This window comes from Candidatus Eremiobacteraceae bacterium, from assembly GCA_035295225.1.
Taxonomy (GTDB): domain Bacteria; phylum Vulcanimicrobiota; class Vulcanimicrobiia; order Eremiobacterales; family Eremiobacteraceae; genus JABCYQ01.
Window position 1 is genome coordinate 52,432 of the sequence record DATGJI010000016.1, and the last position, 12,846, is coordinate 65,277.

The 12,846-nt window shown below is 62.7% G+C and carries 15 protein-coding genes; 6 read left to right on the forward strand and 9 right to left on the reverse strand.

Translation table 11 applies throughout. The annotated features are described in order from the left end of the window. Window positions 1–36: 36 nt before the first annotated feature. Window positions 37–840 carry a creatininase family protein gene (locus tag VKT51_02170; GenBank protein HLJ82967.1) on the reverse strand — a complete coding sequence of 268 codons (804 nt, stop codon included), beginning with the start codon at window positions 838–840 and terminating at the stop codon, window positions 37–39. Between the two features lies 1 nt (window position 841). Further along, window positions 842–1,402, reverse strand: coding sequence for a hypothetical protein (locus VKT51_02175; GenBank protein ID HLJ82968.1), 561 nt, complete (start codon window positions 1,400–1,402; stop codon window positions 842–844). A gap of 102 nt (window positions 1,403–1,504) precedes the next feature. On the opposite strand from VKT51_02175, the gene VKT51_02180 reads away from it, so the two are divergent. Beyond that, a complete protein-coding gene (locus tag VKT51_02180) occupies window positions 1,505–2,446 on the forward strand; it encodes a glutathione S-transferase family protein (protein ID HLJ82969.1) in 942 nt (313 codons plus the stop codon). Window positions 2,447–2,463: 17 nt separating this feature from the next. Next, a complete protein-coding gene (locus VKT51_02185; GenBank protein ID HLJ82970.1) occupies window positions 2,464–3,645 on the forward strand; it encodes an acyltransferase in 1,182 nt (393 codons plus the stop codon). On the opposite strand, the gene VKT51_02190 is transcribed toward VKT51_02185, so the two are convergent. The 6 genes from VKT51_02190 to pqqA all read right to left on the reverse strand — a co-directional run bounded on the left by VKT51_02190 (window position 3,642) and on the right by pqqA (window position 7,275). Beyond that, a complete protein-coding gene (locus tag VKT51_02190) occupies window positions 3,642–4,001 on the reverse strand; it encodes a hypothetical protein (GenBank protein ID HLJ82971.1) in 360 nt (119 codons plus the stop codon). The two genes, VKT51_02185 and VKT51_02190, sit on opposite strands and share 4 nt — an antisense overlap. Window positions 4,002–4,214: 213 nt before the next feature. Beyond that, window positions 4,215–5,306, reverse strand: coding sequence for a pyrroloquinoline quinone biosynthesis protein PqqE (pqqE, locus tag VKT51_02195; GenBank protein HLJ82972.1), 1,092 nt, complete (start codon window positions 5,304–5,306; stop codon window positions 4,215–4,217). Next, the gene (gene pqqD / locus VKT51_02200) at window positions 5,303–5,596 is read right to left on the reverse strand and encodes a pyrroloquinoline quinone biosynthesis peptide chaperone PqqD (GenBank protein HLJ82973.1); all 294 of its coding nucleotides are present in this window, start codon (window positions 5,594–5,596) and stop codon (window positions 5,303–5,305) included. Before pqqD ends, pqqE begins: the two co-directional genes overlap by 4 nt. Beyond that, on the reverse strand, window positions 5,574–6,281 hold the full coding sequence (gene pqqC, locus VKT51_02205; GenBank protein HLJ82974.1) for a pyrroloquinoline-quinone synthase PqqC: 708 nt from the start codon (window positions 6,279–6,281) through the stop codon (window positions 5,574–5,576). The genes pqqD and pqqC overlap by 23 nt, the downstream gene beginning before the upstream one ends. Continuing rightward, complete coding sequence (locus VKT51_02210) at window positions 6,268–7,182, reverse strand: MBL fold metallo-hydrolase (protein ID HLJ82975.1); 915 nt, start codon at window positions 7,180–7,182, stop codon at window positions 6,268–6,270. The genes pqqC and VKT51_02210 overlap by 14 nt, the downstream gene beginning before the upstream one ends. A 3-nt stretch (window positions 7,183–7,185) precedes the next feature. Then, on the reverse strand, window positions 7,186–7,275 hold the full coding sequence (gene pqqA, locus VKT51_02215) for a pyrroloquinoline quinone precursor peptide PqqA (GenBank protein HLJ82976.1): 90 nt from the start codon (window positions 7,273–7,275) through the stop codon (window positions 7,186–7,188). 109 nt (window positions 7,276–7,384) lie between these two features. Here pqqA and VKT51_02220 point away from each other — a divergent pair, with 109 nt between their 5' ends. Beyond that, the gene (locus tag VKT51_02220) at window positions 7,385–8,341 is read left to right on the forward strand and encodes a hypothetical protein (protein ID HLJ82977.1); all 957 of its coding nucleotides are present in this window, start codon (window positions 7,385–7,387) and stop codon (window positions 8,339–8,341) included. Window positions 8,342–8,538: 197 nt separating this feature from the next. On the opposite strand, the gene VKT51_02225 is transcribed toward VKT51_02220, so the two are convergent. Further along, on the reverse strand, window positions 8,539–9,015 hold the full coding sequence (locus VKT51_02225) for a DUF5602 domain-containing protein (GenBank protein HLJ82978.1): 477 nt from the start codon (window positions 9,013–9,015) through the stop codon (window positions 8,539–8,541). 196 nt (window positions 9,016–9,211) lie between these two features. Here VKT51_02225 and VKT51_02230 point away from each other — a divergent pair, with 196 nt between their 5' ends. From VKT51_02230 to VKT51_02240, 3 genes are all read left to right on the forward strand, one after another. Continuing rightward, window positions 9,212–11,206, forward strand: a complete 1,995-nt coding sequence (locus VKT51_02230; GenBank protein HLJ82979.1) for an oligopeptide transporter, OPT family — start codon at window positions 9,212–9,214, stop codon at window positions 11,204–11,206. Window positions 11,207–11,268: 62 nt separating this feature from the next. Then, complete coding sequence (locus tag VKT51_02235) at window positions 11,269–12,384, forward strand: hypothetical protein (GenBank protein ID HLJ82980.1); 1,116 nt, start codon at window positions 11,269–11,271, stop codon at window positions 12,382–12,384. Next, window positions 12,381–12,680 (forward strand): MoaD/ThiS family protein, encoded by a 300-nt coding sequence (locus tag VKT51_02240; protein HLJ82981.1) that lies wholly within the window; start codon window positions 12,381–12,383, stop codon window positions 12,678–12,680. Before VKT51_02235 ends, VKT51_02240 begins: the two co-directional genes overlap by 4 nt. The last annotated feature ends 166 nt before the right edge of the window (window positions 12,681–12,846 follow it).

The window sequence follows — 12,846 nt, forward strand, 5'->3', positions numbered from 1 at the left end:
GTTGCTTGCCGTACGACGATACCCTATTACGACAGCCTAGTGATGGTCTTTTCGCTGCGCCGGCCGGCGTGCGCGCATTTCATCGATCAGTTCAACGATACCGGCCGCAGCGGCGGAAAGGAGCTTGACGCCTTTTTCGGCGCTCGCCTTTGTCGGGTCTCCCATGACGCCGCTTTGCGAGATCGCACTCCAGTGCTCCATCATCACGAGCGGACCGTCGCCGCCCACGAGGTCGGTCCAGTAGTTCTTCGTGGGTTCGTGCGATAGTTCGCGCACGGCCTTCGACATGTCGACAAGATCGGGCCGCAGCGCCAGATAGATCGATGTCTCAAATTCGCACGCATGATTCATGCCGCCGACCAGATCGGATTCGCGCAGCGCCTCGGCGACTTCGTGGACGCCGGGCGCGTTCCAATAATTGACGGCAGCGACAAGAGCGCCGGTCTCAACGACAGTGAGCCGCGCGACGATATCCACGAACGGCGTATTGCTGCCGTGACCGTTGACGATGAGTATACGGCGAAATCCGTGATGCGCAAGGCTGCGGCACACGTCGACACAGTACTTGATGAACGTGTCGGCGCCGATCGTGAGCGCGCCGGGAAAATCCATGTGATGCGGGCTGTAGCCGTGGTTGATCGGCGGGACGAGGACCGCTCGATCGGCGGCCGCTTTGACCGCCCGTTCGCAAGCTTCCGAACACAACAGGACGTCGGTGTCGATCGGCAGATGCAGTCCATGATCTTCGATCGTCGCAACCGGCACGACCGCGACCTTGCCGGCCTCGGCAGCCTCTTTGACTTGCGGCCACGTCAACTCGCCGTATCGATAGCTCGTCATTTCACGGCGCCTTTTTCGACTTGCGACATCCGGCGACCGATGGATCGTCGCTCGGAAATACGGCGAAGATCGTCCCCTTTTGAACCGTGATGTCTTTTCCGTGATGGAAATAGTCGAACGCGCCGACGGCGGCGCCAACCCCGACGACCGGGATCGCGCCGAGATATGCGGGCAGGCTGTCGGATGGGCCAGAGGCCTGAAGGGCAGAAGAGTTGTGATCGAGCACAACGCCCATTCTCTCGCCGTTCGGCATCTTGAAATACAGCGGTTCGAGCACGAGCGACCCGGCGCGTCCGCCTTTCGCGGCCGGTGAGGCGACAGTGACGATGCCCCAGCCCAGCGTGTGTTCTGCGAGCACGATACGGCCGTTATAATCCACCGAATTTATCGTTTGGAAGCGGAAGAAATCGCCCGGACGGGCCGTCTTGGAATTGATCGCATCGACCGTTTGGACCGCGATCACGGTGCATTGCGGCAGGACGCTCGCGGATTGCGCGAGAGCTGGGACGGAGGCGAGTGCGGCCGCACAAGCAGCGGAGCAGATCGCGAATCGCGTGCGCATCGGACGAGAATGCGCCGCATACGCGCGACACCCCTGGCGTGCGGACGCGCCCGCGGCGCAGTGTGGGAATGTGCTAAAAAGGCGATTCGCGAATCACGCCGCATGCAGCCGAGCGCGCAATTCCCAGCCGAGCAGTCGCACGACGGTTCCTTCGTACGCCAACAGGATGTCTTCCGCGACTGGATCTCAAGCGACGGACGCACACGCTTTCCAGCGGTCGCCGGCCGCTACCATCTGTACGTCTCGTACGCGTGCCCGTGGGCGCACCGGACGATCATCGTGCGGTCGCTGCTCGGACTTGAAGATGCGATCGGCATGTCCGTCGTGGACCCGGTGCGCGACGATCGCGGTTGGGCGTTTCGGGAGGGACCGGGTCACGGCGAAGACCCCATCAACGGGTTTGCGTTTCTTAGCCAAGCCTACATCGCCACGGATCCTGCGTATTCGGCGCGCGTCACGGTACCTGTGCTGTGGGATACCGTGACCAAGCGAATCGTGAACAACTCCGACGACGACATCATGCGCATGTTCGAAACGGAGTTCATCGGTCTCGCGCGACACAAGCTCGATCTGTGCCCTGCGTCGCTCCGCGGGGAGATCGACGAACTCAACGAGCAGATCTTCGAAACGGTGAACGACGGCGTCTATCGCGCCGGGTTCGCGACCCGCCAGAGCGCCTACGAGCGCGCCGCTCGAACGCTGTTCGTAAATCTCGACGCGCTCGACGAGCGCTTAGCCGACCGACGCTATCTCTTCGGCAAGAAGCCGCTCGAGACCGATTGGCGCCTTTTCGTGACGCTCATCCGCTTCGATGCCGTCTACGTCGGACATTTCAAGTGCAACCTGCGCCGCATCGTGGACTACCAAAACCTGTCGGGCTATCTGCGTGATCTCTACAAAATCGACGGCATCGCGCGAACCGTGAACTTCGACCACATCAAGCGTCACTACTACATCACGCACGACGACATCAATCCCACCCGCATCGTGCCGATCGGGCCGCTCCTCGATCTCGACGCTCCGCACGGCCGCGAGCGGCTCTGACCGCCGTAAAAGGCCGCATCGACTATGTCGACGGCCTTCGCGCAGTCGCCATACTCCTCGTTCTCATGCTCCACGCCGGCACGACGCATCTTCACCCGGCGCGCGGTTTGCCGTTCGATGTCGTCGATGTCGGTACGCACGGCGTCGACCTCTTCTTTGTCATTTCAGGTTTTGTGCTCTCGTATCCGACGCTCGCCAAACTCCATTCCGCGGGAGCGGCGACGTTTGACGTCGCCGGATTCTTCGCTCGCCGGGTCGTACGCATCGTCCCCCCATACTGGGCGGCGCTCGGTGTCATGGCGATCGCGGCGACGCTGCTGACGCATGCGCACATCCCGCTGCCTTCGGGCGTCAACCCGCCGCGCAGCGTGATTGACATCGTCCGTCAGATGTTCTTCATCCAGCAGGCAGGCAGCGGCATACACCGCGCGGCGTGGGTCGTGGATCTTTTCTGGTCGCTTCAGGTCGAACTCGCCTGGTATCTATCGTTTCCGCTGGTGCTTTGGTTGTGGGTCCGCGCGCGGGTGTGGTTCTGGATCACCGCCGCACTCCCGAACTTCGTCGCGCTTTTCATCGCGCCCGGTCCTGGGAACTTGCTTCATAGCGCGGTGCTGCCGCTCACGCTGATGTGGCTCCCGTTCATGCTCGGCGTCGTCGCGGCCGACGCGCATATCAGACGTCTACCACTGCAGCGCTGGGCGTGGGCCTTCTTCTTCGTTTTCGCAATCGCAGCGTTCTTCTTCGCACCGCGGCTTCCGGCGGGGAGCGGTCCCGTCGGGTGGTGGGGTCACGATCTCGTCTTATGGCATCTCGCGGCGTTCTGTTTCGTCGTCTGGGCAGGTCACGCTGCGCTGCTGCAACACGCGCTTTCATGGCGACCGCTGAAGATCACGGGCTTAGCATCGTATAGTATCTACTTGATGCACGCGCCGCTCGTGCATTCAAACGCGCTCGAACGTTTTGGCATCACCGGCTGGCCGGCGTTCTTCACGAGCATGGCGATCGGCATGGCGGCGGGCTTTGGTTTCTGGGCGCTCGTCGAACGGCACTTCGTCGATACGAAATTGCGCGACCACCTGGTCGCGGGTTTACAGCCTGTCATATCGGTGATCATGGGGTCGATTCGAGCGCCACGCAAGAATCTATTCGGAAGCGCGATCTCCGAAGCGGTGCCGCAAAGCGAGGATGCGAGGGCTTAGGGCGATCCCTGGTCGAGCGTGTTGGAGTCTTGCTGCGCCTGCAGCTGGTCGTTTGCCTCGCCGCTCGCCTGATCGACGCCGGTGGTGTTGCCTTGCGTCGACTTCGCGCTGCTGCCTTGTGCGTCGATTTCCGACTGCGCTTGGATCGCGAGTGCGCAGTCTCCGCTGCCTTGCTTTTCCGGATGCTGTCCGCAGAACGAGACCATCGCGGTGCGATCGCCCGTATGAGCGACCCAATACTCCACCGTCGTCCTGTCATTGGGATCGTGCGAAACCGGCGGCTGGAAATAGGACTTCGCAGAATATGCGATGATCGCGACCACCGCGAGGAGACCGATAAAGCTGAAACCCTTCATATCTGCGATATCGGCACGCCGCCGATAGCTGTCGCACCGATGTGACGGCCGTCACCGCACAGAACGCTATGAAGGGGCGCGATATGAAGGGGCCGGCGCTAGTCGGCCCACGCAGAACGATACGAAGGGGCACGATATGAAGTGGCAAGATCCGAAGGGGCCGACGCTAGTCGGCCCAAGCAGACGTAGCGTAGGCCGACTTGCGCCATTTTTTCATATGCGACGTGGGGTCGACGAGGCGCCCGGCTCGAGGTCGCTGTCGAGAATCGCATCGACGAGTGAACGATGCGGCGAGAGCGAGCAGACCGGGTCGGTCAGCGCTGCGTCGCCGGCAAGAAGCATGGCCTGACACCGGCACCCGCCTAAATCTATTTCGCGACGCGCACATGAACGGCACGGCTCCGACATCCATGCGGTACCGCGATACGCCTGAAACGCGACGGAGTCGAACCAGATCGATTCCAGCGATCGTTCTTTCACGTTGTCAAAGCTCAACGACCCGATGGCGGCCGCCGCCGGGCAGGGCAGAACGCGTCCGTTCGGCGCGATCGTCAGAAATCGCGTGCCCCAACCGTTCATGCACGGCTTTGGAAATTCGTCGTAGTAGTCCGCGCGCACATACGTGATATCCATCGTGCCGCGCAGCCGGATTTGCGCCGCGGCCACCGACGCATCGGCCCGTTCCACCTGAGCGCGGGTCGGCACAACGGTCGAGCGATTGAGATAGGCCCACCCGTACATCTGCGCATTGGCAAGTTCGAGACGCGGTGCTCGAACGGATTCGGCAAGCGCGATCATATCGTCGACGGCATCGATGTTCGCGCGGTGCAGCACGCAATTGACAGTGAGTGCGAAGTCTTGGCGCTTCACGATCCGTCGCAGCGCATCAAATTTTCGCTCGTGGACGGCTGCGCCCGCGATCGCATCGCCCACCGCTGCGTTCGGTGCCTGCAAACTGAGCTGGATGTGGTCGAGGCCGGCGCCGGCAAGACGATCGAGCAGCGGTTCGCTCAGAAATGTGCCCTGCGTGATGAGGTTGGAATAGAGATCGTTGTCGCGAGCCATGGCGACCATCGCGACGAGGTCGTCGGGTCGGAGCGTGGGTTCGCCTCCGGAGAAGTGTATCTGCAAGACGCCGAGGTGCGCAGCTTCGCCGATGACGCGAAGCCAGTCATCGATCGCCAATTCGTCGCGATACGCTCCGAGATCGAGCGGGTTATAACAGTACGCGCACTGCAGATTGCAGCGGTACGTGAGTTCCGCCAAAAGTGAGAGCGGCCGAGATTGCATCGCTTTGGCGGTCATTGTTCGATCGCGATCCAAGCATGATCGGAAAAACGGCCGAGAAGATCGGAGACGTCTTCAGCTGCGTCGACGCCTTGCGTATCGAAACGATCGGCCATGAGCGCCACGATATCCGCCACGCTGCGCGACCCGTCGATCGCCGCGACGATCGCGCCGGCTGTCGCCGACAAGTTCACCACTCCCTCGGGCACCAAGAGCACGCTGTCGGGGCCGACCGTTCGCAGCCTGACACCGGGCCGCAGCCGCGGCACGCATGCGGGATCCACGTCAGCTGCCCGCGCGGACGGCATCGGCTGCGCCTCGCTCGGTCGCATCGAGGAGCGCCCACAAGACGTCGCACTTGAAGCGGAGCGCTGCGACGCACGCGTTTTGCAGAGCTTGAGTGTCGGCTGCCTCCAAGACCCAGTCAAGGGTGTAGGCGGCGTCGCGCGGAGCGATGTTCATGCGCGTGCGGAAATATTCGAGTCCACGGGGATCGATCCAAGGGTACCGTTCGCAAAGAGCCGTGATCCGTCGAGCCATAAGATTCGGCGCGAAGAGTTCGGTCAAGGACGACGCTACCCCCGGCAACCAAGGGCTCGAACGCGCGAAGTTGACGTACGCGTCCACGGCGAAGCGCGCGCCGGGATTCACGAATCGCTCGGAGAGGACATCACCCTCGTCGAGTCCGGACGCACGGGCAAGCGCGACCCACATCTCGATGCCGCCTCCGCCTTCTTCCAAGGTACCGTCATGATCCACGATGCGACGGACCCACACTCGACGCTTGTCGCGGTCCGGCAGGTTGGCGAGGATAGCGGCGTCTTTGATCGGGATGCTCTTTTGGTAGTAGTAGCGATTGTAGATCCAATGATGGATCTGGATCTTCGTCAGGCTCCCCGCATTCATGGCGACCTGAAACGGATGGCGGTCGTGGTATCGTTCGGCCCCCACCGCGCGTAATGAGTCGGCGAACGCGGGCTTATCGAGCGCCAAGGTCGAGCTCCATGCCGTCATCCGGCAGTGCATAGCCCGCATCGCGCAGAACTCGCGCCTCAGCCGACTGCGGATCGAGCACCGGATTGGAATTGTTGACGTGCGTGCAGTAGCGGTGCGAGCGGACCGCGCCGTTCACCATCCCAAACGTTTTCAACCATCCGTTCTCGCCGCCGATCGGCGCGTGCCCCATCTGACGCGCAGTCCGTTCTCCGAGTCCATGTGCCGGAAGCTCGTCATCGCTCCAAAACGAACCATCAAGAAAAACGGCATCGCATCGCTGCGCCGCGGCGACGAGCGCGTCGTTGGGGCGAAGGAACACGGGCGAGTATAGCACTCGCGCTTGCGTTGCGGGTTCTTCGATGACGAACGCCGTCGCCGCGCCGCGCGACTCCGCGCCGCCGGCAAACGATGGCATGAGACCGGGCACGTCGATAGCCGTGACGCGCAAATCAGGTCCGACATCGGCCACCGACGTCTCATTCAAGGAGGCGTCGAAGACGGACCAACGGCGATCGCCGCGCGCGAACGGCGCGAATATCGGATTTGCGCCGGCGAGCGCGTCACGCACCTGAGCACTTGAGAAGATCCGGGTCACCGGGCTCTGACGCAATTCAAGCAAGCCGCCGGCGTGATCGATATTGGCGTCCGTGAGCAGCACCGCGTTCACCGGTGTTCCGCGAGCGGGCGCGCTGGGTTGTGGCGGCAGAAGTTCCATCTGGCGGCGAATGTCTGTGGTTGCGTTGACCAGCAACCAATGATCGCCGTCAGAAGAGACGGCGATCGATGCTTGCATGCGCACGGCCATTTCGCCCGCGCGCGCGGACCGGCAGTTATTGCAGCGGCAATTCCACTGCGGGAGACCTCCGCCCGCGGCTGTGCCGAGGACGCGAACGATCACCGGCTAGAGCGCGGTGGATGATCCGAGATAGGCCGTCACTTCCGCGCCAAGCGGCACGTATTCGAATTCGGGTTTTTCCCACGGGCGCTTCATGCGAGGGTGCTCCTTTGTCAAGCCGTGTCCGGTTCACTTACGATGGCAACGCGGCCGGTTCCCGCGTCCCCGGCTGTCGCCAAACATTAGTTCGCCGATACTAATGGATATGAAGCACGTCATACGACACAGCGCCATGGCTATCGCGACGAGCGCAGCGATCGCCGCCATGGGGGCGAGCTCCACTGCGAGTCAGCCTTTGGATCACCTCGAGATTTTCTCCGCGGAGGCCGCCGGTTCGAGCGCACCGGTTCAGACCATAGACTTCTCGGTGGCCGTCCGCGATGTTGCCGTGAACTCGAGGGGAGAGATCATTGTGACCGACCCGGCGGCGGATCGCGTCCTCATATTCGCATCGAACGCATCGGGCGCCGCAAAGCCGGCGGCGTCGATCGGCGGCGTCTCATCAACTATTCTCTCTCCGTCGGCCATCGCGTTTGATTCGCGCGGCGAGCTCCTCGTGGCGAACGAAGGCCGCCAGGGTGAAGGCGCGAGCGTGGCAGTTTTTGCTCCCAAAGCGCGCGGCGACATAGCGCCGGCTCGCAGGATCGCCGGGCCCGCGACGTCGTTGAGCGACCCAGTCGCAGTCGCGGTCGATTCGCGCGACGAGATGTACGTGATCGATGCAGCAGCACGCGACGTTCTCGTCTTCGCGCCGGGTGCGTCGGGAAACCAAGCGCCCGCGCGCAGACTCGCGATCGCCGGGTACACCGCACGAGAACTCGCGATCGGAGCCGATGACCAGGTCTACGTTTTTGCTTCGGACGGCCCTCGCGGAATGGAAGAGATCGCATCGTTTCCGCATGGCAGCGATACTCAAGCACATGCGCCGCTCACGGGCAGCGGCGTAAACGGCGCGAACTGGATCAGCGTCGACCGCGCCGGCCTTCTGCATGTGCTGAGTCCCGGCCGCATCTACACTTTTGCGCCGGAGGCATCGGGGGACGCGCGACCAGCGAGCGTTCTGAACGTCGATTTTTTTCTGTCAAACTGTTGCGCCCGCATGACTGCGGGCGCGGATGGACGGCTTTACGTCTACCTGACGGCTTTTCATTGGTCCGCGTGAGCCGGCGGACCATAAAGGTCCGCCCTACATCGCGCGGCGGACCATAAAGGTCCGCCCTACATCGCGCGGCGGACCATAAAGGTCCGCCCTACACCGCGCGGCGGACCATAAAGGTCCGCCCTACATCGCGCGGCGGACGGCGGACCATAAAGGTCCGCCCTACATAGCGCGGCGGACCATAAAGGTCCGCCATACCATTACATGTTGAGCATTTTCTTGAGCGCCGGTAGTCCGCCGCAGTACGCCATGTGCGTGGCATGCGACACGTAAAACGCGTGGATGTCGTAGTGCGGGAAAGGCATGCCCGGGTGACCGTGCGGCAAGAAGTCTATGTCGACGTGGTTGATCGCGTATCCGGGCAAGGGCTTTAACACTTCATCCCAGCTCTTGCCCGCTGCGAAATCTTTCGGAGTCAGCATGATTTCGGTGAAGACCGGCTTGCCTCCATAGACTCCGTAGATCGGTCCGCCGTTGGCGATGGTCGCGGGGTTGGCCCAGTGCGAGCCCATCGTGGGGATGCACGGTGACATCTGCACGTTGCCGGCCGGAATGAATGACGGTCGCGGGGGCTGCGGCATCGGGGCCATTGTCGCCATTGTCGCTGCATGCGCGGTCGCAGCGGCGGCGACGAGAGCGCACGCGACGGCGACGCCCGCAAGTCGAAGAGATCGCATACAAAAAACTCCTCACTGAAAAAGGAATTGAGACGCGCGGATAGCGTGCGGACAGCGCGCCATTCGAAACGTCGATGAGCTTAGCTTCTTCGCCGCATCGCCGGATTCCGCCCGCCAGTCGGTAAGCAGGGGCCTGCGGAGGCGAAAAAGCGGCGCAGCCGAATCGGCTTCGGGTTGACAGCCGGAGGAATCGAACTTGGCTTCATCGCGCACGGCCGGCCTTTCGGATTTTCGCCTAGAACTCACATGGCGAGGGATCATACTCGGCGCCGCGATCACGCTCGTGTTCACGGCGGCGAACGTCTATCTTGGACTGAAAGTCGGACTGACGTTCGCGTCATCGATCCCGGCGGCCGTCATTTCGATGGCGGTGCTTCGCGCATTCAAGAACGCGACGATCTTCGAGAACAACATCGTGCAGACCGTCGCATCGGCGGCCGGAACGCTTTCCTCTATCATATTCGTCCTGCCCGGACTCGTCATGGTGGGCTGGTGGACGGACTTTCCGTATTGGGAATCGTTTGCCGTGTGCGCGATCGGCGGAGTTCTCGGCGTGATGTACAGCGTGCCGCTGCGCCGCGCACTCGTGACACAATCGGACCTGCCGTACCCGGAAGGCGTCGCCGCCGCGGAGGTTCTGAAAGTCGGCGTCGGATCACGCGGCGCCACGGACGAATCCGTGGACGAGAACAAGAAAGGCCTCGTTGCGCTCGCTGTGAGCGCAGTTGTGTCGGCCGGCTACGCCGCGATCGTCGCGACGCGCGCGTTCGCCGACACGATCGCCGGATATTTTCGAGCCGGCGCCGGCGCGACCGGGTTCGGTATGTCGATGTCGCTCGCGCTCTTGGGCGCAGGCCATCTCATCGGCTTGTCGGTCGGCCTTGCGATTCTCACCGGCCTTGTGCTCGCGTGGGGCGTTCTCACGCCGGTCTTCGCTGCACTCCACCCGCCAACCGGCCTGACGGCGGCCGCGGACATCGCGCTCGACGTTTGGCGGCACCAGGTGCGCTTCATCGGTGTCGGCACTATCGGGATCTCCGCGATCTGGGCGATCATCCAGCTCGCAAAGCCCGTCTACACAGGTATCGTGTCGTCGATCGCGTCGTCGCGACGGCAGGCAGCCGGCGGCGCGGCCGCCGAGTCGCTGCCTCGGACCGAGCGCGACCTGCCGATCGGAACGGTCGCGCTGATCAGCGTCGCGTGCTTCGTCCCCCTCGCGATCCTGCTCGCGATCTTCTTGCAAGGAAGCGCCATCGCTTCATTGACCGTGCCGCTCGTCATCGCCGGCCTGCTCTACGTGATCGTCGCAGGGTTCTTCGTCGCCGCGGCGTGCGGCTACATGGCGGGTCTCATCGGGTCGTCGAATAGTCCCGTGTCGGGCCTCGGCATCTTGAGCATCATCGGCGCCGCGCTGCTCCTGCTCGTCGTCGCAAGAAGCACCGGCCCAGCCGGAGCCCCGGCACTCGTGGCGTTTGCGCTATTCGTCACGGCGGTGCTGCTCAACGTCGCGACGATCTCCAACGATAATCTCCAAGATCTGAAGACCGGACAATTGGTGGATGCGACGCCCTGGCGGCAACAAGTCTCGCTCATCGCCGGCGTGTTCTTCGGCGCAAGCGTCATCCCGCCGATCCTTCACCTGCTCGGCCAGGCATACGGGTTCGGCACCGGACCTCACGCGCTGCCCGCGCCGCAAGCGACCCTCATCTCGACGCTGGCAAAGGGCGTGATCGAAGGACAGATCCGATGGGACCTGATCGGCATAGGCGTGCTGATCGGCATCGCCGTGATCATCGTCGATCTCTTGTTGAAGCGGACGAAAGGCCGGCAACTTCCACCGCTGGCAGTGGGTCTTGGGATCTACTTGCCCGCGACGACGACGTCGGCTGCCGTGCTCGGCGCCGTCGTGGGCTGGGCGTACAATCGCTGGGTGGCAAAAGGCCCGAACGCCGACATCGCGCGACGCATGGGCGTCTTGATCGCGTCGGGATTGATCGTCGGCGAAAGTTTGTTCGGCGTGCTCCTTGCCGGGGTCATCGTCGCAACGGGCAACGCGACACCATTCGCCCTATTCGGCGACTCATTCCAAAATATTGCGACGATCATCGGCGCGGTCGCGTTCGCGGCCGCAGTCTACCTGCTCTATCGCTGGTGCGCGGGCTTGGCTCGCGGCGTTCGGTCGTCACTATAGGTTCAGGAAGGACCGGACACCCCGACTGACAAGACTCGGGCGAGAAGATAAAGGAGTTGGCGATGAGCGGAGTGCGGGTGCTTGTTGGAACGCGCAAAGGCGCATTTGTCATGACATCGGACGCCAAGCGAAAGAGCTGGAACATCACCGGTCCGCATTTTGCCGGGTGGGAGATCTACCACGTCAAGGGTTCACCCGCAGACCCAAACCGCTTGTACGCGTCGCAGACGAGCGGCTGGTTCGGGCAAGTGATGCAGCGTTCGAACGACGGCGGCAAGACTTGGGAACAGGTCGGCGGCAAATTCGAATACGAAGGCATACCCGGCACGCACCAGTGGTACGACGGAACGCCGCATCCGTGGGAATTCAAACGTGTCTGGCATCTTGAACCAGCTCTCGATGATCCCGACACGGTGTATGCGGGCGTGGAAGACGCCGCGCTGTTCAAATCGACGGACGGCGGGATGACGTGGAAGGAGCTCGCCGGTTTGCGCGAGCACGACACCGGCAAGCACTGGCAGCCCGGCGCAGGCGGCATGTGCTTGCACACGATCATCATAGACCCGAGGAATCCAAAGCGCATGTTCGTCGCGATCTCCGCGGCGGGCGCGTTCCGAACCGAAGACGGCGGCGTGACGTGGCGGCCGGTGAACCGGGGCCTGCGATCGGCGCAGATCCCAGATGAGGACGCCGAAGTCGGACACTGCGTGCACCGCATCGCGATGCACCGGTCGAATCCCGATGTGCTGTACATGCAGAAGCACTGGGACGTCATGCGCAGCGACAATGGCGGCGATTCGTGGCAAGAGGTCAGCGGCAATCTGCCGACCGATTTCGGATTTCCGATCGACGTGCACGCGCACGAGCCGAACACGATCTTCGTCGTGCCGATCAAGAGCGATTCCGAGCACTATCCGCCTGAAGGCAAACTGCGCGTCTATCGCAGCCGGACCGGCGGCAACGAGTGGGAGGCGCTCACGAACGGTCTGCCGCAGGAGAATTGCTACGTCAACGTGCTGCGCGACGCGATGTCGGTGGACTCGCTCGATTCGTGCGGTGTGTATTTCGGAACCACCGGCGGACAGGTCTATGCGTCCGCAGACGCCGGCGACAGCTGGGCGCCGATCGTGCGAGATCTTCCAGCCGTGCTCTCAGTGGAAGTGCAAACGTTCTCATGATCCGGGTCGTCCTACCGACGCATCTGAAGACGCTGGCAAACGTCTCTGGCGAAGTGAAACTCGACGTTCCAGGCGCGACGGTCACTCAGGCGGCGGTTCTCGACGCGCTCGAAGCCGCCTATCCCATGCTGCAAGGAACGATTCGAGATCACGGCACGCTCAAGCGGCGGGCGTTCGTCAGGTTCTATGCGTGCGAACAAGATCTATCGCACGAACCGGCCGACTCGCCGCTTCCTGACGAAGTCGTAGAAGGCAAAGAGCCGTTTCTCGTCGTCGGGGCGATGGCCGGCGGCTAGGCGTTCCCGCCGTGCTGCTTGATCCATAGCCGCACGTTTTCCATGCGCGGATCGATATCGAGCACGGAAAGATTGGCATCGTGCATCGATGTCGCGATCGTCAGCCATTTAAGCGCTTGCTCTTGCTGGCCGAGTCCCTCTTTCACCACCGCGATATCGTATGCCG

What these genes read in the sequence shown, in the direction of transcription:
- VKT51_02170 (HLJ82967.1), bottom strand. Translation starts at nt 840, where the DNA reads ATGACGAGCTATCGATACGGCGAGTTGACGTGGCCGCAAGTCAAAGAG.
- VKT51_02175 (HLJ82968.1), bottom strand. Translation starts at nt 1,402, where the DNA reads ATGCGCACGCGATTCGCGATCTGCTCCGCTGCTTGTGCGGCCGCACTC.
- VKT51_02180 (HLJ82969.1), top strand. Translation starts at nt 1,505, where the DNA reads ATGCAGCCGAGCGCGCAATTCCCAGCCGAGCAGTCGCACGACGGTTCC.
- VKT51_02190 (HLJ82971.1), bottom strand. Translation starts at nt 4,001, where the DNA reads ATGAAGGGTTTCAGCTTTATCGGTCTCCTCGCGGTGGTCGCGATCATC.
- pqqE (HLJ82972.1), bottom strand. Translation starts at nt 5,306, where the DNA reads ATGACCGCCAAAGCGATGCAATCTCGGCCGCTCTCACTTTTGGCGGAA.
- pqqD (HLJ82973.1), bottom strand. Translation starts at nt 5,596, where the DNA reads ATGCCGTCCGCGCGGGCAGCTGACGTGGATCCCGCATGCGTGCCGCGG.
- pqqA (HLJ82976.1), bottom strand. Translation starts at nt 7,275, where the DNA reads ATGAAGCGCCCGTGGGAAAAACCCGAATTCGAATACGTGCCGCTTGGC.
- VKT51_02220 (HLJ82977.1), top strand. Translation starts at nt 7,385, where the DNA reads ATGAAGCACGTCATACGACACAGCGCCATGGCTATCGCGACGAGCGCA.
- VKT51_02225 (HLJ82978.1), bottom strand. Translation starts at nt 9,015, where the DNA reads ATGCGATCTCTTCGACTTGCGGGCGTCGCCGTCGCGTGCGCTCTCGTC.
- VKT51_02235 (HLJ82980.1), top strand. Translation starts at nt 11,269, where the DNA reads ATGAGCGGAGTGCGGGTGCTTGTTGGAACGCGCAAAGGCGCATTTGTC.
- VKT51_02240 (HLJ82981.1), top strand. Translation starts at nt 12,381, where the DNA reads ATGATCCGGGTCGTCCTACCGACGCATCTGAAGACGCTGGCAAACGTC.